The organism is Paenibacillus sp., from assembly GCF_035645195.1.
GTDB lineage: Bacteria > Bacillota > Bacilli > Paenibacillales > YIM-B00363 > Paenibacillus_AE.
The window spans coordinates 26,704-46,861 of record NZ_DASQNA010000050.1 but is presented as its reverse complement, the minus strand read 5'-3'; the positions used below and the strand labels follow the sequence as shown (position 1 = coordinate 46,861).

Sequence of the window (20,158 nt, the reverse complement as noted above, 5' to 3'; positions counted from 1 at the left end):
TATGCTTGAAGTATTCTCTCTACTCGAGGGAAGAGCGTTGTTGCTGGAGCTTCGGGGAATTTTGGATTTTGCGACCATCGGCGTATTCAACGAGCGCGCCATGGCTTGGCCGCCGGACGTCGAAGCAGTTACCATCGATTTCTCGGGCTTGGAATTTACGGATTCGACCGGCATCGGCGCCGTCATCGGCGCGATTTACGCAGCCTCCGAACGGGGCGCCTCCATCCGCTTTGTCGGCATCAGCGAACCGATCCATGATATTTTCCAAACCGTGGGAGTGTTCCATATATTGCAGACCCTTCAGAAGGGGGGATAACCGCCGATGGTTTCCACGAACATGACATGTTTGCCGCACGGGGACGCCGGAGGCGGGGGGTCGGATTTGGATCGAACGCTGAAACGGGAAATTCAGATCGCGCGGAATATCCAATCCACGCTGTTGAACGGCGCCAAGCCGCGGATCGATTCCGGAGACATCTCCGGCGTGTCGGTGCCGGCCCGCTTGATCGGCGGCGATTACTTCGATTTTTATCCTTTGTCCGGCGGGCGCATGCGGATGATCATCGGCGACGTGATGGGCAAAGGCATTCCGGCGGCCATGCTGATGATTCTCACGCGCGGCGCATTCCGCAGCGCGGCGGTCAGCACGGCGTCTCCGGGCGAAACGTTGACGGCGATGAACAACGCGTTGTTCCCCGACCTCAGGAAGCTGGGCTCGTTCGTCACCGTCCTTTGCGCGGACTGGAATCCCGCCGATATGAGCTTAACGTATTCGAACGCCGGTCATACGCTGCCGATCGTCCTCCGATCGGGAGAGGTCGCGCCGATCCCGGAGGCGAAGGGGGTCATGCTCGGCGGTCTCCCGAATCAAACGTACGGAGAGGCGCGCGCCTTGCTGCGCGAAGACGATATCGCGTTTTTTTACACGGACGGCATCGTGGAAGCGCATAACGCCGCCGGGGACATGTTCAAGCTGGACAGGCTCGTCGCCGAGCTGAAGCAAAGCGGGCATCTGCCCGCGCAAGAGATCGAGAAGCGCGTGATCGCCGCCGTCGAGTCGTTCTCGGAGGGGGAGCCCCAAAGGGACGATATTACGATGGTCACGTTGAAGGTCGGCCGCGCTTGGGCGACGGTCGCGGAATAGCGGTTCGGGCTTCATCCGCATATTGACATTCAAGGTGGGGAGCGAAATGGGCAAAAGTGTGACCTCCAAAGGGAAAACCGTGAAGGAAGCGGTCCGAACGGGGCTGGACCTGCTGGGAACGCCGGGCTCTGACGTGGATATCGAAATTTTGGAGACGGAGACGAAAGGGTTTCTCGGGTTCGGCTCCAAAGCGGCGCTCGTGCGGCTGACGGTGAAGGACGCGCAGACGGAGGAGCAGCGTCAGGCGGCGCCGCGCCCAGCGCAGGATACGCTGGAAGCGTTGGTGCAGGCGGCGGCGGAACAGGCGGGCGCTATGGATCTCGACGCCGAACGGCTGCCGGCCGCCGGGACGGATGCGCCGCTCGCGGGCGGCGGCGAATTCGCCTCCGCGGCCGAGCTCGCGGGCAAGGTGTGGGTGAAGGACGGCCATATTTATTGCAAGAACGCGCCGGACAAATACCCGATCGTCGTGCCGAAAGCGGGCGTGAAGTTTTACAAGAACGACGAATTCATCGAGAAGACGGTCGTCGTCAACGAAACCGATCAATTGCATGTTTCCGTGAGCGACGAAATTTGCGAGCCGCGCTGGGAGCTTTCGATCGGCGAGGATCGGCTTGAAGCGGTGTTGCACGTCACCCCGGGATATCGGCTGCGCCGAACGCTGAAGGATCGCGAGCCGAGCAATTTCATCGAACTGGACGTCGTCGAACAGAGGCTCCCGATTCCGATCGACAGCGAAGCGGTTTTGAAGGAAATGAAAGAGCTCGGCATCGCCGTAGGCATCGATTATTCCGAGCTGGCGAGGGCGTGCGGCAGCGGGTCGTCGGGAACGTTCGTCGTCGCGAGGGGCATTCGTCCGAAGCCGAGCGCGAACGGGTATCTTGAATCGATCAAAGAGACCGAAGTGAAAAAGGGATTTCGGGAGCGTGCCGACGGCAGCGTGGACTTCCGAGAGCTGCAGGAATTCCCGGCCGTCGAGCGCGGCCAAGTGATCGGCATTATCCATCCGCCGCAAAGCGGAGAAGCGGGCGTCGCGGTTACGGGGGAACCCGTGCTGCCGGAGCCGCCTCAACCGCTCGTCATCGCGGAAGGCAAGGGCATCGCGATCGTGGACGACACGAAGGTGGTCGCTACCGAAACAGGCCAGCCGAATGTCAAAATCAACGGGCGCTTCGCGAAAATCAGCATCGTGCCGAAGCTGACGGTGCCCCATGACGTCAATTTGAAAAGCGGGAACGTTCGGTATGCAGGAGCGGTGGAAATATTGGGCGCCGTGCAGGACGGCATGGAGGTCGAGGCGCTCGGGGCGGTTTGGATCCAAGGAAACGCGAATATGGCGAACATCGCGTCCGGCAGCTCGATCTCGATCCGGAACAACGCGATTACGAGCGAGCTGACGGCGGGGAAGAGCAGCATGCTGGTTCAAGAGCTGCACCATATGCTGGGCGAACTGCATGAGCATCTCGAACGAATGGCGCAAGCGATGCAGCAAATCATGAATCTCGCCGCCTTCAAATCGGCGAACGTGGAGCGGACGGGGCTCGGTCCGTTCCTGAAAATATTGTGCGACGGCAAGTTTAAATCGGTGCCGCCGCTCGTCGTTGCGTTCATGAACAAGGCGAAGCTCGGAGCGGAGCAGCTGGAAGACGATTGGAAGCTGCTCGGCGACAAGCTGTTTCGAAACTTCGTCACGCCGCATCAGGCGGACCTGCGCACGATCGCAGGCTTTCGCGAGCTGATGAGCCAGGTCGGAGGGCTGCTCCGGGCGGCGGCTTTGGCGGAGGCGGATCGGAACTGCTTCGTGAAGGCGAGCTATCTTCAAAATTGCAAAGTGTTTTCGGCGGGCGCGATCCAAGTGATCGGGGAAGGCGTGTACAATTCCAAGCTGCATGCGAAGGGTGCCGTGCAAATCGCAGGATATATTCGAGGCGGCGAGGTGTTCGCGGAGGAGGGCGTCGTCGTTCAAGAAGCGGGGACGTTCGGCGGCATTCCGACGAAAATTCGCGTGCCGAAGGATCAGACGATTACGATCGGCCGCGTAAGGGCCGATACGTTCATACAAGTCGGCCACCGCGCGCATTCCTTCACGGAGGAGGCGAGCGGGGTCCGGGCGCGTCTTGCGGACGACGGACGATTGCTGCTTTGGTAAACAAGGAAACCAAATTTAAGGGGATGAAACGATGCTTACTTTTACATTGGACCGGCAAGGCACTTCGGCGGCGGTCGCGTTTACCGGCGATTTGGATATCGACGCGACGGAGCTCATCGGCGAAGAGCTGGCTCCGCAGCTAGCGGCATGCGAGCGCGTGCATATCGATTTCTCGAACGTAACGTTCGTGGACTCCTCCGGCATCGGACTGCTGATCGCACTCGTTAAACAAGTTCAGGGCAGAGGTCATTCGATTGCGGTCGCGCGGCTGCGCGAAGACGTAAAGACCGTGTTCGAGATGCTGCAATTGCCCGAAATCGTCGGGAAAGACGTATTTCCCGAGCTGGAGTAACGAATGGCGTACCGCATCTTGCGCGCCGGCCGCACACATCGGACCGCGGGAACGGGCCTCAGGAGGTTGTAACGAATGGAACTCGAGAAAACGAGACAACAGCATACGGATCGAGGGGCGCCTGCTTTGTTTGAGAGCAGCCCGGACATGGTGTGGTGGATGGATGCGGAAGGAAATCTCCTGAGCGTCAACACCCTGACCGAGGAGCTGTCCGGCTACAAGAGGGAAGAGCTGACGCAGCGTTCGTTCGGCGTGCTGTTTCCCGAAAGTGCGCTTACATTCGCATTGGAACGGTTCGTAACCGCTCGGCGAGGCAAGGCGCAGAGCTTCGAATCGGTCATGCTGAAAAAGAACGGCGAAGCGGTCCACATCAACGTCAGCTTCGTTCCGATTACGGTAGACTACAATGTCGTCGGCGTATACGGCATCGCGAAAGACATTACGACGCAGAAACAAGCGGAGGAATCGCTTCTTCGCACCTACACGACGGTTTCCAACATTTTGGAGAACATGTCCGACGGGTTCATCGCGTTGAATTCCGGTTGGGAAGTTCAGTATTGGAATCGTACGATGGAGCAGTGCAGCGGGCGGAAACGGGAGCATGTCATCGGCAAACGTTTGTGGGACGTCTATCCGGAGTGGGTCGGAACTCATGCTTATCTCATGCTGCATCAAGCGATGGAGGAGAACGTGAAAACGGTGTACGCGGCACATAACCAGGAGACCGGAAAATGGTACACTTGTCACGCTCACCCGTCGCTGGACGGCATCACCGTGTACGTTCAAGACAACACCGACAAAAAACTGGCCGAGCAGCAGGTATCCCAGTTGACGTATTTCGAGCCGATGACCGGTCTGCCGAACAAGAAGCTGTTCCTGGAGCGTGTAGCCGAGGCAATCGCGCAATCCAAGGACGGCGCGCCGGCCGCCGTCATGACGATGAATTTGGACCGGTTTCGAGCGGTGAACGAATACGTCGGATTCGAGCAAGGCAACCGGTTGATCGTCGCCTCGGCCGAACGGTTGCTGGAAACCGTAGGAGTACACGCCACGGCGGCGCGCCTCGACGGGGACAATTTCGGCGTCCTGCTGCCGCGCGCGGACCGATCCCGGGCGTTGCGCATCGCAAGGCGCATCCTGCGGGCGTTCCAGCGCCCCCTTCGGCTGGATGACCAATATATCTTTATATCGCCGAGCATCGGATTGGCCGTCTATCCGGAGGACAGCGAGACGGGGCCCGCGCTGCTCGAGTTCGCGGACCGCGCGATGCGCTGCGCGAAACAGCGGGGCGGGAACGACTTCCAGGCGTACGACGAAAGCATGAGCGCCGGCCCAACGGCGAAGCTGGAGATGGCGCTGCGGCAGGCGATCGACAACAATGAGCTGCATCTCTGCTACCAGCCGAAGGTGGAGCTGCGCACGGGCCGCGCGGTGGGCGTCGAAGCGCTGCTTCGGTGGAACCATCCGGAGCTCGGGCTCATCCCGCCCGGCGAATTCATTCCAATTGCGGAGCAGTCGAGCCTGATCGTCTCGATCGGCGAATGGGTGCTGCGGACCGCCTGCGCCCAGAACGCCGCATGGATTCGAGCGGGGCACGGACCGTTCGTCGTCTCCGTCAATTTGTCGCCGCGCCAATTCGAACAGAAGCATTTGGTGCGCACCGTCAAGAAAGCGTTGGAGAGTTCGGAACTGCCCCCGCAGTATCTCGAGCTCGAAATTACGGAGAGCATGATGATGGACGTCGACAACGCGATCGTCACGCTGATGGAGCTCAAGGCGCTCGGCGTCCGCATCAGCATGGACGATTTCGGGAAAGGCTACAGCTCGCTCAATTATCTAAAACGGTTTCCGCTTCACACGCTGAAAATCGACCAGGCATTCGTACGGGACTGCACGCGGGACGATCATGACGCGACCATCGTCAAGTCGATCATTTCGCTGGCGCACCATATGCGTCTTACGGTGGTGGCCGAGGGGGTGGAAACGGCGGACCAGCTGTCGTTTCTTCAAGGCCTCGCCTGCGACGAAGCGCAGGGATATTTGTTCCAACGACCCGTTACGGCGGAAGCGTTAGAGCGTTGGTTATCTCTCCAGCGCGTTTGATCGGCGGGAAGTAAAGAAGGCGCCTCGGACCGCGGCATACGTTGCCGGGTTCGGGGCGCCTTGTTCGCCTGCCTTAAGACGGCTGGCGTCCTTCTTGACCGCGGAGGTACTCCTCCAGCTGCACGCGGACGAACGGCGGCAGGCCGGAGAGCATGCAGCCGTACCGGAACGCGCCGTTGTCCGGCACGACGCGGATGATTTTGCCCGTGATCGGCGGCAAATCGGCATCCTGCGGGAAGTGGATGACGACGAACATGTCGACGGCGAGCGGGAACGACGAGACGACCTGCAGTCCGCCCTCGGACAAATCGTACAGCGTCGCTTCGATTTGCTGCCCGGAGAACGAACCTTCCTGCTCCCATTGGTACACGGATATGTGCAGAGGGATGTTCAGGTTGACCCGCGGGGAGCGGCGGCGGTCGTCGGATTTGCGCTCCGCATCTTGCGCCTCCCGCTTCGCCGGCGCGTATTCTCCCGAGGTGTCCCCGATCGATACGCCCGTCCACTCCTCGTAGCAGCGGATAACCGAGGACAAGTCCAGATCGCCGAGGCCGAGCGACTCGCCCATCTGGAACAAGTCTTTCACGCTCGAAAGCGCCGGCGTCGGGACGCCGAGTTCGCCCGCGAAGGCGGAGGCGAGGCGCAAATCCTTCAGCATGAATTTGAGCGAGAACTGATTGCTATAATCGCGGTGGAGCAGCTTGTCCCGTTTCAGCTCCAAATATTTGCTCGCGGCGCCGCCGCTGGCGGCGACGTCCAGAAATTTAGCCGGGTCGACGCCGGCTTTCGCGGCGAGCGCGAGCCCTTCCGAGAGGGCGGCGGCGTTGACGCCGACGATGAGGTTGTGCGCGAGCTTCGTCATGGAGCCCGCCCCCGAAGGGCCCATATGGATGATGTCGCGGCCCATCGCGAGCAGCGGCTCGCGGACGGTCGCGATCGCTTCCTCGCGGCCGCCGACCATGAACAGCAGCGTGCCGCTTTCCGCAGCGGGCTTGCTGCCCGTCACAGGCGCGTCGAGGAAGTCCGCCAGGTGGCCTTCCACGTCGGCGGCGAGCCTCCGGCTCAGCTCCGGCGAGACGGTGCTGCAGTCGACGAGCGTCATGCCTGCTCGCAGTCCGCTGAAGATGCCGTTCGCGCCGTAATACGTCGACTCGACCGACGCGTCGTCGCCGAGCATCGTGAAGACGATGTCCGCTTCGCGCGCGACTTCCTTCGGCGTCGAGGCGACCGTCGCTCCGCGCCGTTCCGCGGCGAACGCTTCGGCGCGGCTGCGCGTCCGGTTGTACACGACGACATCGAAACCTTTGTTCACCAAATTGGCGGCCATGGCATAACCCATCGTGCCGAGACCGATAAAACCGATAATTTGCATGGGGCGCACCTCCGTCAGCTGCGTAGGGTTCGATATTGGTACCATCTTATCATTTCCCCCCTTCCATTGAACAGGGGAGGGCCCGCCGGCTCCTCCGGGCGTTCGCTTGCATTGGCACGAATCGTTCAAGTATTCTAGGTGAAGAGTTTGGTAGCGAAATGCCAAAGGAGGATGACTCATGAAATCTCCCGTTATTTACGATTACAAACCCGCCCTTCCGTTCGTAGGGCAGCATGAGCTCGATTACAGCGCGGCGGCGGTGCGCGCCGCCCACGAAGCGCTGCACGCGAAAACCGGCGCGGGCTCCGACTTCCTCGGCTGGGTCGATCTGCCGAGCCGCTACGACCGCGACGAATTCGCCCGCATCAAGCAGGCGGCCGAGCGCATCCGCGGCGATTCCGAGGCGCTCGTCGTCATCGGCATCGGCGGCTCCTACCTCGGCGCCCGCGCGGCGATCGAGCTGCTGACGAATCCGTTCGAGGCGCATTTGCCGAAGGACAAGCGCACGGCGCCGCAAATTTTCTACGCGGGCAACAACATCTCGTCCACGTACATGGCGCAGCTGCTGCAGGCGCTCGAAGGGAAAGATTTCTCCGTCAACGTCATCTCCAAGTCCGGCACGACGACGGAGCCGGCGGTCGCGTTCCGCATCTTCAAAGAGGCGCTCGAGCGCAAGTACGGCAAGGAAGCGGCGCGGAAGCGCATCTACGCGACGACGGACGCGGCGAAAGGCGCGCTGAAGAAGCTCGCCGACGCGGAAGGCTACGAGTCGTTCGTCATTCCGGACGACGTCGGCGGCCGCTACTCGGTGCTGACGGCGGTCGGCCTCTTGCCGATCGCGGTGGCCGGCGTCGACATCGACGCGATCATGGCGGGCGCGCAGGACGCGCAGACGCTGTACGCGAACCCGAGCTTGGAAGAAAACCAAAGCTACCAGTACGCGGCTGTGCGCAACGCGCTCTATAAGAAGGGCAAAGCGATCGAAATTCTCGTCAACTACGAGCCGAGCCTCCACTTCTTCTCCGAATGGTGGAAGCAGCTGTACGGCGAGAGCGAAGGCAAGGACGGCAAGGGCATCTACCCGGCGTCGGTCGACTTCAGCACGGATCTGCACTCGATGGGCCAATTCATCCAGGAGGGCACGCGGAACTTGTTCGAGACGGTGCTCCAAGTGGAGAAACCGACGATCGAGCTGACGGTGCCGAACGATCCGGAGAACGTCGACGGCCTCAACTTCTTGTCCGGCCAGACGATTGACTTCGTCAACAAGAAAGCGTTCCAGGGCACGCTGCTCGCTCATACGGACGGCGGGGTGCCGAACACGGTGCTGACGCTGGCCGACCAAACGCCGTATACGTTCGGCCATTTGGTCTACTTCTTCGAGAAGGCTTGCGGCGTCAGCGGCTACATGCTCGGCGTCAACCCGTTCGATCAGCCGGGCGTAGAAGCTTATAAGGTGAATATGTTCGCGCTGCTCGGCAAGCCGGGCTTCGAAGCGAAAAAGGCGGAGCTCGAAGCGAGACTTCGCGGCATGTAATTTCTAAGGTCGCCCCGCGCGGACATGCGCGCTGCGGCGGCCGCCGATCGGCTCACCCGGCGCGTCCGGGTGGGCTGATTTTCTTGGGGGGAACGGATCACATGTGGAAGCTGCCGTATTACCGAACGGTTCGCCGCCAAGGCGAGGCCGAAATCGTCATCAAGCGGTCGCAGTTCATCGGACACGCGAAGCCGGTCGAGTCCGAAGAGGAAGCGGTCGCCTTCATCGAAGAAATCAAGCAGCGGCACAAACAGGCGACGCACAACTGCTCCGCCTACATCGTAGGGGAACGGGATCAGCATCAGAAAGCGTCCGACGACGGGGAGCCGAGCGGCACCGCCGGCAAGCCGATCCTCGAGGTCATCAAAAATCAGAAGCTGAAAAACGTGGCCGTCGTCGTCACCCGGTACTTCGGCGGCATCCTGCTCGGGGCGGGCGGGCTCGTGCGCGCGTACACGGACGGGGCGGTCGCCGGGCTTGAAGCCGCGGGTACAGTGTATAAAGTTTTGCATACGCCTGTAACGCTGACCTTCGATTACCCGCTGCTCGGCATGCTCGAATACGAGCTCCGCGGGCGCGGCATTTTGATCGGGTCGATGGAATACACCGATAAAGTAACAGTTCGATGCTTGCCGAACGAATCCGAAAGTGCGCGTTTTATCGAATGGATTACGGATTTGACAGCTGGTCAAACAGAAATTCGAGTGGATGACTCGGAATACTTGGAACACGATCAATTGCCATCGAACTTTCTTTAGTGCTTTTACGCAAAAAAGTGTTGAAGCGTTATTCAACCTTGCGTATAATTATACGACAAAGGGGAGGGATAACGGTGGCACGACGTGTCGTGGATCAAGAATTGAGCCGGGACCGCATTTTGGATGCGGCCAGAGAGCTGTTTGTCAGCGAAGGGTACCGGGCCGTATCGATGCGCAAAATTGCGGCGAAATTGGGGTACAGCCACGGGTCTATTTACTATTACTTCCAAGACAAGGCGGAGCTGTTTTACGCTCTCGTCGTGGAAGATTTTAACGCTTTGATCATAAGGCAGACGAACCTGCTGTTTCGACTGAAGGAGCGGGACGTCAGTGCGCTGAAGCAGCTTATGCTGGAATTCATCCGGTTCGGGCTGGAAAACCCGCATCATTACGAAATCATGTTCATGATCCGCGATCCGGAGCTGAAGCGTTATTCCCGCACGGAACAGGCGGAGAACATGAACTTGTTCGCATCGATCGTTCAAGAATGCTTGAACGGGCATCCGGAACGGGAGAAGCTGCAGTTCACGCTGCCTTGGAATTTGTTTATGGGGTTGCACGGGTTGATTACGTACGCGATCCAATTCGAGCAAACGTACGAAGAAGTGCTGCCGCTCGCGATGCAGCACGTCGATCTGCTTTGCCACGCATTCGAAGCGGGAGGACTGCCCTATGCTAAACCGGGACTGCGTTTTGTCCCCAAGCGTAGAGTCAGCGTTTGAGCTGCTGGGCAAACGGTGGACGGGGTTGATCATTCATGCGCTCCTCCATGGGCCGCGCCGGTTTAAGGAGGTCGCCGACCTCGTGCCCGGCGTCAGCGACCGGATGCTGTCCGAGCGATTGAAGGAGCTGGAAGAAGCGGGCATCGTCCGACGGATCGTGTATCCGGAGACGCCCGTGCGCATCGAATACCGTTTGACCGAGCGCGGCAACGCGCTGCAGCCTGTCATTCGCGAAATCGAGGAATGGGCCCGTCGGCACGGCGGCGTGAGCGTGTAACGCTCTCCGCGCGCGCTTGCGGGCTTTTTGCCCGTTGGGCGGGTTCGGGGCGCCGCCGAACGGTCCGCTTTCCGCCGCTAAGGAGCAATTGTTTCTTGCCACCTGCCGTTTTGCCTGTTAGCCGCCGTTTAAGGAACATTTGCCTCTTACCGCCCGCCGTTTTGCCTGCCAACTGCCGTCTAAGGAACATTTGTTTCTTATCGCCTGCCGTTTTGCCTGCCAACTGCCGTTTAAGAAACATTTGCCTCTTACCGCCCGCCGTTTTGCCAGCCAGCCGCCGTTTAAGGAACATTTGTCTCTTACCGCCCGCCGTTTTCCCTGCCAGCCGCCGTTTAAGGAACATTTGTCTCTTCCCGCCTGCCATTTTGCCCGCCAACCGCCGTCTAAGGAGCATTTGTCTCTTACTGCCTGCCATTTTGCCCGCCAACCGCCGTTTAAGGAACATTTGCTTCTTACCGCCCGCCGTTTTGCCTGCCAGCCGCCGTTTAAGGAACATTTGCCTCTTACCGCCTGCCGTTTTGCCTGCCAGCCGCCGTTTAAGGAACATTTGCCTCTTACCGCCCGCCGTTTTGCCTGCCAACTGCCGTCTAAGGAACATTTGTTTCTTATCGCCTGCCGTTTTGCCTGCCAGCCGCCATTTAAGGAACATTTGTTTCTTACCGCCCGCCGAAATGCCCGCCAACCGCCGTCTAAGGAGCATTTGTCTCTTACTGCCTGCCATTTTGCCCGCCAACCGCCGTTTAAGGAACATTTGCTCCTTCCGCAATACCCGCCCCCTCTACTCGCAATCTTCGATTCTCTCTATTCTTTCTTGCTATGCTGTCTAAAAGAGTCGCAAACCGGACACACTTGACCATATACGAGAGTTTGAATGTCAAGGAGGATACGGACATGCGGCCATCCGGAAACGGATTGTTGTGGGATCGTCCGCAGGCGCTTCTCGCGAACGTCATGCGGCGCATTGAGAGAATCGTCATCGGGAAACGGCATACGATAGAGCAATTATTAGTAGCTTTGTTGTGCGGGGGGCATGCGCTGCTGGAGGACGTGCCGGGCGTCGGCAAAACGCTGCTCGCGAAAACGACCGCCCGCACGCTGGGGTGCAGCTTTCAACGCATCCAGTGCACGCCGGATTTGATGCCCTCCGATATAACGGGCGTCGCGATGTATCGAAGGTCGACGGAAACGTTCGAATATCGGCCGGGGCCGATCATGGCGAACATCGTGCTGGCGGACGAGCTGAACCGGACGTCGCCGAAGACGCAGTCCGCGCTGCTGGAAGCGATGGAGGAGCGCCACGTGACGGTGGACGGGGAAACGCATCCGCTGCCGCAGCCGTTCATGGTGATCGCGACGCAAAACCCGTCCGGCTTCGAAGGGGCGTACCCGCTGCCGGAGGCGCAGCTCGACCGGTTTTTGCTGAAGCTGAGCCTCGGGTACCCGACGCGGGAGGAAGAAGCCGCGCTGCTGTCCCGCGCGCCGGAGGCGGCCGCGGACCCGGGGCCGTTGCTGCTGCTTGAAGAGCTGCGCGAGCTGCAGCGCCAGGCGGCGGCCGTTCACGTGGACGAGCCGGTGAAGCATTATATCGTGGCGCTGACGCAGGCGACGCGGGACCGCCCGGAGCTGAGCCTCGGCGCGAGCCCGCGCGCATCGCTCGGCCTGCTCCGGGCGTCCCAGGCGCTCGCGTTGCTGCGAGGACGCACGTACGTCGTGCCGGACGACTGCCGCGAGCTGGCCGTGCCGGTGCTGGCGCATCGGCTGGCGCTGCGCCCGGAGGCGAGCTTCGCCGGCCATACGGCCGAAGGCGTCGTGCGCCTGCTCCTCGACGCGGTGCCTGTGCCGTCGGCCCCCGCCGGCTCGAAGCTGGGGGGTGCGCGGTCATGATGCGGATGCACCGTTTCGCCGCCTTGGCGCTATGGGCGCTGCTGGGCTGGGGCATGGCCGCGCGCGGCGGTTTTACGCTTCACTTTCTGTTCTATACATACACCTGCATCGTCGGGTACGGCTGGCTGATCCGCTGGATCGGCCTGCGCGGCGTTCGGGTGGAACGCGTCGTCCGCGCCGCGGACGGATCGACGCCGCCGGAAGGGGCGTTCGACGCGGGGGAAGAGGCGGTCGTCGTCGCGACGATTCGCCGCTCGTTCGCGCTGCCGCTGCCGTGGCTCGTCGTGCGGGAGCGCATCGGCGAGTTCGAATACGACCTGCTCCACGGGCCGTGGCTGACGTCGCGCACGACGTTCTCGTATTTGCTGCCGCTGCCGGAACGCGGTGTGTATCGTTTTGAACCGGCGGCGCTGTGGACCGGCGATCCGTTCGGCGTCGTGCCGCTGCGGACGACGGCCGCCGGCGCGGGCGGCGACGTCGTCGTCGCCCCGAAGGCGCGCTTGCTCGGCCCCGAGGCGGAGGAGGCGCTGCGCCGTCTCGCGGCCGCGGGGAACGGAGCGGCGCGCCGCGAGGGCGACGAGCGCACGGAGCTGCGCGCGTACCGGGACGGCGACCCGCTGTCGCGGGTGCTGTGGAAGCTGGCGGCGCGGTCCGACGAGTGGCTCGTGCGCGTGCCGGAGGCGAAACGGCGGATGGAAGAGACGCTCGTGCTCGTCGACGCCGCCGGCGCCGACGCGGAAGCGGTCGACGCTTGCGCGGAGACGGCGGCTGGCGTCGTCGCGGCGCTGGCCGCGCTGCGGCGGCCGTTCCGGCTGCTCGCGATCGGCGGCGCTGCCGCCCGCGCCTCCGCCTCCGCGCCCGGCTGGCGCCGCGCCCTCGCGGAGCTGTCGCCCGCGGCGCCGGATGCGCCGCTGCCGCCGGCGAACCCGGCGGGCGGCGTCGTCTGCGTTTGCGCGGCGCTGCGCCCGCAGGCGGCGGCGCTGTGCCGCGGCGCGCGCGCATCGGGCCGCGAGGCGGCGGTGCTGCTCGTCGGCGGCGGCGAGGCGGGCGGTGGGGCGAGCTCTGTCGCAGCAAGCGGCTCGGAGCTTGCCGCCCAGCTCGCCCGGTTCGGCGTCAGCATCGCGACGGAAGGGGGGCGAGCGAACGATGAAAGCCGGACTGCCGTTTCTTCGTAATATGCTCGTAGCGGCGCTGTTGTACGGCTTGTTCGCCGAATGGCTGCGTCCGCTCGTCGAGATGGCCGACATGACGGACGTGCACCGCCTGGTCCCGTTCCTCGGGGCCGTCGCGTTCTATATGATTATCGACGCATGGGGAATGCGGGGCGCCGCCGCGTGGCCGCTCAAGCTGGCGTTCACGATCGGGTGGATCGGCTACTGGTTCCGGCCCGACGCGTTCGCCGACGGATCGTGGTGGTTCGCGTTCCCCGAGCTCTTCTTGGAAGATGTGCGCGCGCTCGGCGCGGGGCAGCTGCTCGTCAGTCCGGAAACGCGTACGTTCGTGTTCCTCTGCGGCTGGGCGGCGCTCGTGTACGCCGTGTACCGCATCGTGGCGGACCGCGGGCAGGCGCTCTGGTTCGTCGGCGCGACGCTCGGCTTCCTCGTGCTGCTGCAGCTGTGGCCCGGGCTCGACACCGGGGCGGGCGTCTTGCGCGCGTCGGCGATGGGGCTGTTGCTGCTCACCGTGCAGCAAGGCACGAAATGGGAGCGGCTGCTCGGCAGCCGCTTCGCGGAAGGGCGCGCGGCGGCGCTCGCGCGCATCGCCGTCGGCGCGCTGTGCGCCGGGGCCGTGCTCGCCGCCGGGTACGGGCTGTCCGCCGGGAAGCCGTCTGAGCCGAGCCCCGTGCCGCTCGAGCGGTGGGCGGCGTGGGCGCGGGCGGCGGCGGAGCGCGGCGGCCTCGTCGAAGCGGCGGCGACGACCGCCGCCGTCGGCTACGGCGCCGACGACAGCCGGCTCGGCCAGGCGGTGACGCCGAACGACGAGGTCGCGTTCATCGCGTACAGCGAGCGGCCGACGTATTGGCGCGGCGGCAGCCGGGACGTCTACACCGGTCAGGGGTGGCGGAGCAGCGCGCTAGACCCGACGGCCGCGACGTTCCGCGCGGGAAGCGCCGCGGCCGGCGAGCAGGCGATCGAGCAGCGGATCGACGTGCGCTCGCCCGCGCTCGAGCGGACGCTGTTCGCCGGCGGCCGGGTGCTGCGCCTGCCGGAGCTGACAGGTCCGTCCGGGGAGCGCGTGTCGGATATTCATATCCGATACGATCCCGAAGACGATTCGTATTTCGTCGGCACGAGCTCGGTGCGGCTCGCTTCGTACCGGATGACGACGGCGCTGCCCGCCTTCGATTCGGCGGCGCTGCTCGAAGACGCGGCGCCGGCGGAGCGTGATCCGTCCGAGCGCTATTTGCAGCTGCCGGCAACGCTCCCCGCGCGGGTGCGCGAGCTCGCCCGGGACATTGTGGCGGACGCGCCCGACCATCCGTACGCGAAGGCGCAGGCGATTCAAGCGTATTTGTGGGAGCATTACCGCTACACGCTCGACACGGCGCGCCCGCCGGACGGCGCCGACTTCGTCGACGACTTTCTGTTCGAACAAAAGGCGGGGTACTGCAATCACTTCTCGACGGCGATGGTCGTGCTGCTGCGCGCGGTCGGCGTCGAAGCGCGCTGGGTGAAAGGCTTCGCGCCCGGCACGCCCGACCCGTCCTCGCCGAATACGTACGTGGTGCGCCAAGCGGACGCGCATGCGTGGGTGGAGGTGCGGTTCGCGAAGGCGGGCTGGGTGCCGTTCGAGGCGACGCCGGCGGCCGCAGCCGAAGGCGTCGAAGCCGGTTTCGGCGGTCTCGACGCGATGCCGGCGAACATGCTGCTGCCGGAGGGCGCGAAGCTGACCGGCCGGCCCGCGGCCGCCCTCGCCGCGGCGGCGTCCGCGACGCCGGAAGCCGCCGCCGAACACCCGGCGTCGCCGGCGGCCGCGCTGCTCGCCTCGGTCCAATCGGGCCTCCGCGGCGCGGCGGCGCAGGCCGAGGCGGCGTTGGACGCGGCGAAATCGCGCCTGCCGCACGAATGGACGCCGCTGCTCGCGCACGCGGTCATCGGCGGCGCCGCGGCGGCGCTGGCGGCTTACGCCGCCTATGGCCTCGCGCGGCTGCTGCGTCGCGTCCGCGCGTCCGCGGCGCCGCCGGCCGGCGACGCTCCTTCGCGCCGCGCGTCGCCTTCGAGGCGGCGGCTCGACCGGCTGTGGCAGCGCATCTACCGCCGATACGGCCCGCGCCGCCCGCACGAAACGCTGCGCGACTACGCCGCGCGCCTGCCGGCGGATTCGCCCGAGGCGCGAGAGGCGCTGCTCGCGCTCGTGCGCCTCGACGAAGCGGTCCGCTACGGGGGCGGCGGCGCCCGCGTGCCGAGCCGCTGGCTCGAAGACGTCTGGCGCAAAATCGCGAAATGACGCGGAATGCGCGCTAAGCTATAATATAGGGAATATTAGGATCGGATACGGAGGAGAAGGATGCCATGCGACCCAACGAGACGACGTTATTGTTCCTGCACGGATTCCCGTTAAGCCCGGAGATGTGGGCGCCGCAGAAAGAAGCGTTCGAAGCGCTCGGATACCGGACGGTTATTCCCGATTTGCGTCTAGACGACTCTCCCGCGACGATGGAAGCGATGGCCGACGTCGCAGTTGCGGCGCTCGATGAAGCCGGCGCGGCGAAAGCCGTCGTCGTGGGCCTCTCGATGGGCGGCTACGTCGCGTTCACGCTGCTGGAGCGCTATCCGGAGCGGGTCGCGGCGCTCGCGCTCGTCGACACGAAGGCCGAGGCCGACACCGAGGAAGGGAAGGCCGGCCGGCGGAAGCTCGCGGAGAACGTGCTGGCGGAGGGCGCGCGCGTCGCCGTCGACGCGATGCTCGGCAAGCTGGTGTCGAAGACGACGCTGGAGCTGCGGCCGGAGGCGGCGCGGGAGGCGGAGCGCATCATGCTGACGGCGAAGCCGGCGGCGATCGCCGCCGCGGCGCTCGGCATGGCGGAGCGGCCGGACCGGACGCCGATGCTGGCCGACATCCGCGTGCCGACGCTCGTCGTCGTCGGCGAGGATGACGCGATCACGCCGCCCGACCTCGCCCGCCGCATGGCGTCCGCGATTCCCCGCGCCGAGCTCCGGATCGTTCCCGAGGCGGGACATTTGCCCAATGTGGAGCGCCCCGAAGCGTTCAACGAGACGCTCTCCGCGTGGCTTTCGAACATTTAACGTTGCCACTACGGCGATCGATCTTGTAGAATAGTTTCTATTATTATTAGGGGGCTTGTACTTACGCATGAATAAACCGAACGAAATCGTCGTCGTCCTCGACTTCGGCGGGCAGTACAACCAGCTCATCGCGCGCCGCATCCGGGATCTCGGCGTGTACAGCGAACTGCTGCCTTACAACACCAGCGCGGACAAAATCCGCGAGCTCGCGCCGAAGGGCATCGTCTTCTCGGGCGGCCCGGCCAGCGTATACGGCGAAAACTCGCCGCTCGTCGACCCGGGCGTATATGAACTCGGCGTGCCGATTCTCGGCATCTGCTACGGCATGCAAATGATGAGCCATCAGCTCGAGGGCAAAGTCGAGCGCGCAGGCAAGCGCGAATACGGCAAAGCGATGGTCCGCTTCAACGCGGACTGCCATCTGACGCGCGGCCTCGAGCCGGAGCAGCAGGTGTGGATGAGCCACAGCGACCTCGTGACCGAGCCGCCGACCGGCTTCTCGGTCGACGCGAGCACCGAGCATGCGCCGATCGCGGCGATGAGCCACAAAGAGCGCCGGCTGTACGCGGTGCAATTCCACCCGGAAGTGCGCCACACGACGTACGGCAACGACATGATCAAAAACTTCCTGTTCGACGTGTGCGGCTGCGAAGGCGAGTGGAGCATGACGACGTTCATCGAAGACGCGATCCGCGACATTCGCGAGCAGGTCGGCGACAAGAAGGTGCTGTGCGCCTTGTCCGGCGGCGTCGATTCGTCCGTCGTCGCCATCCTGATCCATAAGGCGATTGGCGACCGGCTGACGTGCATGTTCATCGACCACGGCCTCCTGCGCAAAGGCGAAGCCGAAAGCGTCATGGAAACGTTCGTCGGCAAGTTCGACATGAAGGTCGTCAAAATCGACGCGCGCGAACGGTTCCTCGGCAAGCTCGCCGGCGTCGACGATCCGGAGCAAAAGCGCAAAATCATCGGGAACGAGTTTATTTACGTGTTCCAAGAAGAGTCCGCGAAGTTCGACGACTTCGAATTTCTCGCCCAAGGCACGCTGTACACCGACATCGTCGAGAGCGGTACGGCGACGGCGCAGACGATCAAGTCGCACCACAACGTCGGCGGCCTGCCGAAGGACATCAAGTTCAAGCTCGTCGAGCCGCTGAAGGCGCTGTTCAAGGACGAAGTGCGCAAAGTCGGCGAGGAATGCGGCCTGCCGGCGGAAATCGTGTGGCGCCAGCCGTTCCCGGGCCCGGGTCTCGCGATTCGCGTGCTCGGCGAAGTGACGGAGGAGAAGCTGACCATCGTGCGCGAATCCGACGCCATCCTGCGCGAGGAAATCGCGAAGGCGGGGCTGGATCGCGAGATTTGGCAGTACTTCACCGCGCTGCCGAACATGAAGAGCGTCGGCGTCATGGGCGACGCCCGGACGTACTCGTACACGGTCGGCATCCGCGCCGTGACGTCCATCGACGGCATGACCGCCGATTGGGCGCGCATCCCGTGGGATGTGCTCGAGACGATTTCGACAAGAATCGTCAATGAAGTCGACAACGTCAACCGCGTCGTCTACGACATTACGTCGAAGCCGCCGGCGACGATCGAGTGGGAATAAGGGAAGGACAAGCCGTCGAGCGCTGCTCGGCGGCTTTCTTTTTCGCCGCGGGCCGGCCCAAAACCGAACGAACGGCACAATTTTTGAGGAAAATATTCGACAACGATTGACATGGAAAAATGTACGCGATTACAATGAATCGTGGCTATCGTTCGACCAGCGATAAATAAAATTTGGCAATCGGACGAAAACTTCATACAAACTGTATTTCTGTGAGGGGGCAGGATTGATCGATGGATCGTTTATTCCGCTTGAAGGAGCGAGGGACGAGCGTCAGGACGGAGCTGATCGCGGGGCTGACGACGTTCATGACGATGGCGTACATTTTGTTCGTCAACCAAATTTTCCTCGGGCCGAACGGAGCCGGCATTCCGTATGAGGCGGTGTTCTTCGCGACCGCGGTCGGCGCCGGTCTCGTGACGATCGCGATGGGATTGTTCGTCAACATCCCGGTCGCGCTCGCGCCGGGCATGGGGCTGAACGCGTATTTCATGAGCGTGGTGCTGAGCTCCAACGGAGCGATTACGTGGCAAACGGCGCTCGGCGCCGTGTTCATTTCCGGCATCGTGTTCATCATACTCACCGTCACGAAAGTGAGACAAATGCTCGTGACGGCCGTGCCGCAAAGCATCAAGGTCGGCATCACGGTCGGCATCGGCTTGTTCATCGCGCTGATCGGCTTTAAGCTCAGCAACATCGTGGCGATCTCGGTCAACCCGGGCGTAGACGCGACGCTGCCGGTTCCGGGCTCCGCCTTCAACTTGATGCTGGGCTCGTTCAACCCGGCGACGCACCCGGACACGTTCCTGGCGCTGCTCGGCTTGCTCATCATCGGCATCTTGATGGCGCTGAAAGTGCGCGGCGCGCTGCTCATCGGCATCGTCGCGACGACGATCATCGGGGGCTTGCCGTTCCTCGGGCTGAACGTCGTCGACTTCAGCCAGCTCGGGCAGGCGAACTGGATTCCGAGCTTCGACAACTTGGCCGTCGGCCAGCTCGACATCGGCGCGGCGCTCGGCGTCGGCTTGCTCGAGATCATTTTCGTGTTTACGTTCGTGGAGCTGTTCGACACGTTCGGCACGCTCGTCGGCACCGCGAAGAAAGCGGGCATCGACGTGAACCATGCAGAGGGCAAAAAGACGATCGGCAAAGCGATGATGGTCGACGCGGCGGGCGTCAGCACGGGCGCGGTGCTCGGCACGAGCACGATCACGGCCTACATCGAGAGCGCCGCGGGCATTTCGGAGGGCGGCCGAACGGGCTTGACGTCGGTAACGACCGGCGCGCTGTTCCTCTTGTCCTTGCTCATTTTGCCGCTGGCGGGCATCGTACCGGCTGCGGCGACGGCTCCGGCGCTCATCATCGTCGGCGTGCTCATGATGGGTGCGGTGAAGGAAATCCCGTGGGACGATTTCACGCAGGCGCTGCCGGCGTTCCTGACGATCGTGTTCATGCCGTTCACGAACAGCATCGCGAACGGGATCGCGGCGGGCATCCTGTCGTACGTCATCGTCGGCGGCGTGTACAACATCTTCTCGCTGCGCCGCGTGCCGATTCACTGGATGATGTGGGTGCTGGCGGCGCTCGTCGCGGCGCGCTACATTTTCTTCGGCGGGGAATAACTCAACAATTTTACGTAAGCCAAAGCCTCAAGTCCTCGGACTTGGGGTTTTTGTGTTATGAAACATAACAATGGTCGACCCAAAATTCAAGTATTTCAACAAAAACTGTGCATGATAACGAAAATTAACGAAATATCTGACATTAATAAGGAAACAAATTTACCAAAGGTTAACTCTCTCTTATAATAAAGCTCAGCTTCCGTTTGGTAAATGGTAGGAAATCTGCGATTCATTCTAGGAAAATGGGGAGGGTGCGCCGAAAAATCCGCATGTAGGGGGACCGGAATCTAGTGAAGCCACGCTCTTTTGAACTTTAATATAACTTAATATTTTGCGCCCTCAGATTTTACATAGGGTAGGTAGAATTATACAGGTGCTTATTATT

The 20,158-nt window shown here is 62.7% G+C and carries 17 protein-coding genes; 16 read left to right on the top strand and 1 reads right to left on the bottom strand.

Features of this window, described 5'->3' with window-relative positions; translation table 11 throughout:
• Position 1 precedes the first annotated feature (1 nt).
• The 5 genes from VE009_RS25970 to VE009_RS25950 all read left to right on the top strand — a co-directional run bounded on the left by VE009_RS25970 (position 2) and on the right by VE009_RS25950 (position 5,748).
• Positions 2-316, top strand: coding sequence for an STAS domain-containing protein (locus VE009_RS25970; protein WP_325012824.1), 315 nt, complete (start codon positions 2-4; stop codon positions 314-316).
• Positions 317-322: 6 nt separating this feature from the next.
• Positions 323-1,144: a PP2C family protein-serine/threonine phosphatase gene (locus VE009_RS25965; RefSeq protein WP_325012822.1), complete on the top strand. Its 822-nt coding sequence runs from the start codon at positions 323-325 to the stop codon at positions 1,142-1,144.
• Between the two features lie 46 nt (positions 1,145-1,190).
• On the top strand, positions 1,191-3,293 hold the full coding sequence (locus VE009_RS25960) for a FapA family protein (protein WP_325012820.1): 2,103 nt from the start codon (positions 1,191-1,193) through the stop codon (positions 3,291-3,293).
• 31 nt (positions 3,294-3,324) lie between these two features.
• Positions 3,325-3,645: an STAS domain-containing protein gene (locus VE009_RS25955; protein ID WP_325012818.1), complete on the top strand. Its 321-nt coding sequence runs from the start codon at positions 3,325-3,327 to the stop codon at positions 3,643-3,645.
• A gap of 75 nt (positions 3,646-3,720) precedes the next feature.
• Positions 3,721-5,748, top strand: coding sequence for a sensor domain-containing protein (locus VE009_RS25950; RefSeq protein WP_325012816.1), 2,028 nt, complete (start codon positions 3,721-3,723; stop codon positions 5,746-5,748).
• A gap of 73 nt (positions 5,749-5,821) precedes the next feature.
• Here the strand turns inward: VE009_RS25950 and VE009_RS25945 are convergent, their stop codons facing one another.
• A complete protein-coding gene (locus VE009_RS25945) occupies positions 5,822-7,165 on the bottom strand; it encodes an NAD(P)-binding domain-containing protein (protein ID WP_325012814.1) in 1,344 nt (447 codons plus the stop codon).
• Positions 7,166-7,298: 133 nt separating this feature from the next.
• Between VE009_RS25945 and VE009_RS25940 the strand changes: the two genes are divergently transcribed.
• From VE009_RS25940 to VE009_RS25890, 11 genes are all read left to right on the top strand, one after another.
• The gene (locus VE009_RS25940) at positions 7,299-8,657 is read left to right on the top strand and encodes a glucose-6-phosphate isomerase (protein WP_325012812.1); all 1,359 of its coding nucleotides are present in this window, start codon (positions 7,299-7,301) and stop codon (positions 8,655-8,657) included.
• 101 nt (positions 8,658-8,758) lie between these two features.
• Entirely contained in the window at positions 8,759-9,415 is a 657-nt protein-coding gene (locus VE009_RS25935; protein WP_325012810.1) for a YigZ family protein, read from the top strand.
• A 74-nt stretch (positions 9,416-9,489) separates the two neighbouring features.
• Positions 9,490-10,137 (top strand): TetR/AcrR family transcriptional regulator, encoded by a 648-nt coding sequence (locus tag VE009_RS25930; protein WP_325012808.1) that lies wholly within the window; start codon positions 9,490-9,492, stop codon positions 10,135-10,137.
• Entirely contained in the window at positions 10,088-10,414 is a 327-nt protein-coding gene (locus VE009_RS25925; protein ID WP_325012806.1) for a helix-turn-helix domain-containing protein, read from the top strand. Before VE009_RS25930 ends, VE009_RS25925 begins: the two co-directional genes overlap by 50 nt.
• A 139-nt stretch (positions 10,415-10,553) precedes the next feature.
• Entirely contained in the window at positions 10,554-11,267 is a 714-nt protein-coding gene (locus tag VE009_RS25920) for a hypothetical protein (protein WP_325012804.1), read from the top strand.
• Positions 11,268-11,305: 38 nt separating this feature from the next.
• Complete coding sequence (locus VE009_RS25915) at positions 11,306-12,298, top strand: MoxR family ATPase (protein WP_325012803.1); 993 nt, start codon at positions 11,306-11,308, stop codon at positions 12,296-12,298.
• On the top strand, positions 12,295-13,473 hold the full coding sequence (locus tag VE009_RS25910) for a DUF58 domain-containing protein (protein WP_325012801.1): 1,179 nt from the start codon (positions 12,295-12,297) through the stop codon (positions 13,471-13,473). Before VE009_RS25915 ends, VE009_RS25910 begins: the two co-directional genes overlap by 4 nt.
• The gene (locus VE009_RS25905) at positions 13,445-15,745 is read left to right on the top strand and encodes a transglutaminase TgpA family protein (RefSeq protein ID WP_325012799.1); all 2,301 of its coding nucleotides are present in this window, start codon (positions 13,445-13,447) and stop codon (positions 15,743-15,745) included. Before VE009_RS25910 ends, VE009_RS25905 begins: the two co-directional genes overlap by 29 nt.
• 65 nt (positions 15,746-15,810) lie before the next feature.
• Positions 15,811-16,545 (top strand): alpha/beta fold hydrolase, encoded by a 735-nt coding sequence (locus tag VE009_RS25900; protein ID WP_325012797.1) that lies wholly within the window; start codon positions 15,811-15,813, stop codon positions 16,543-16,545.
• A 67-nt stretch (positions 16,546-16,612) separates the two neighbouring features.
• Positions 16,613-18,151 (top strand): glutamine-hydrolyzing GMP synthase, encoded by a 1,539-nt coding sequence (gene guaA / locus VE009_RS25895; protein ID WP_325012795.1) that lies wholly within the window; start codon positions 16,613-16,615, stop codon positions 18,149-18,151.
• A 233-nt stretch (positions 18,152-18,384) separates the two neighbouring features.
• The gene (locus VE009_RS25890) at positions 18,385-19,773 is read left to right on the top strand and encodes an NCS2 family permease (RefSeq protein WP_325012793.1); all 1,389 of its coding nucleotides are present in this window, start codon (positions 18,385-18,387) and stop codon (positions 19,771-19,773) included.
• Positions 19,774-20,158: the final 385 nt, after the last annotated feature.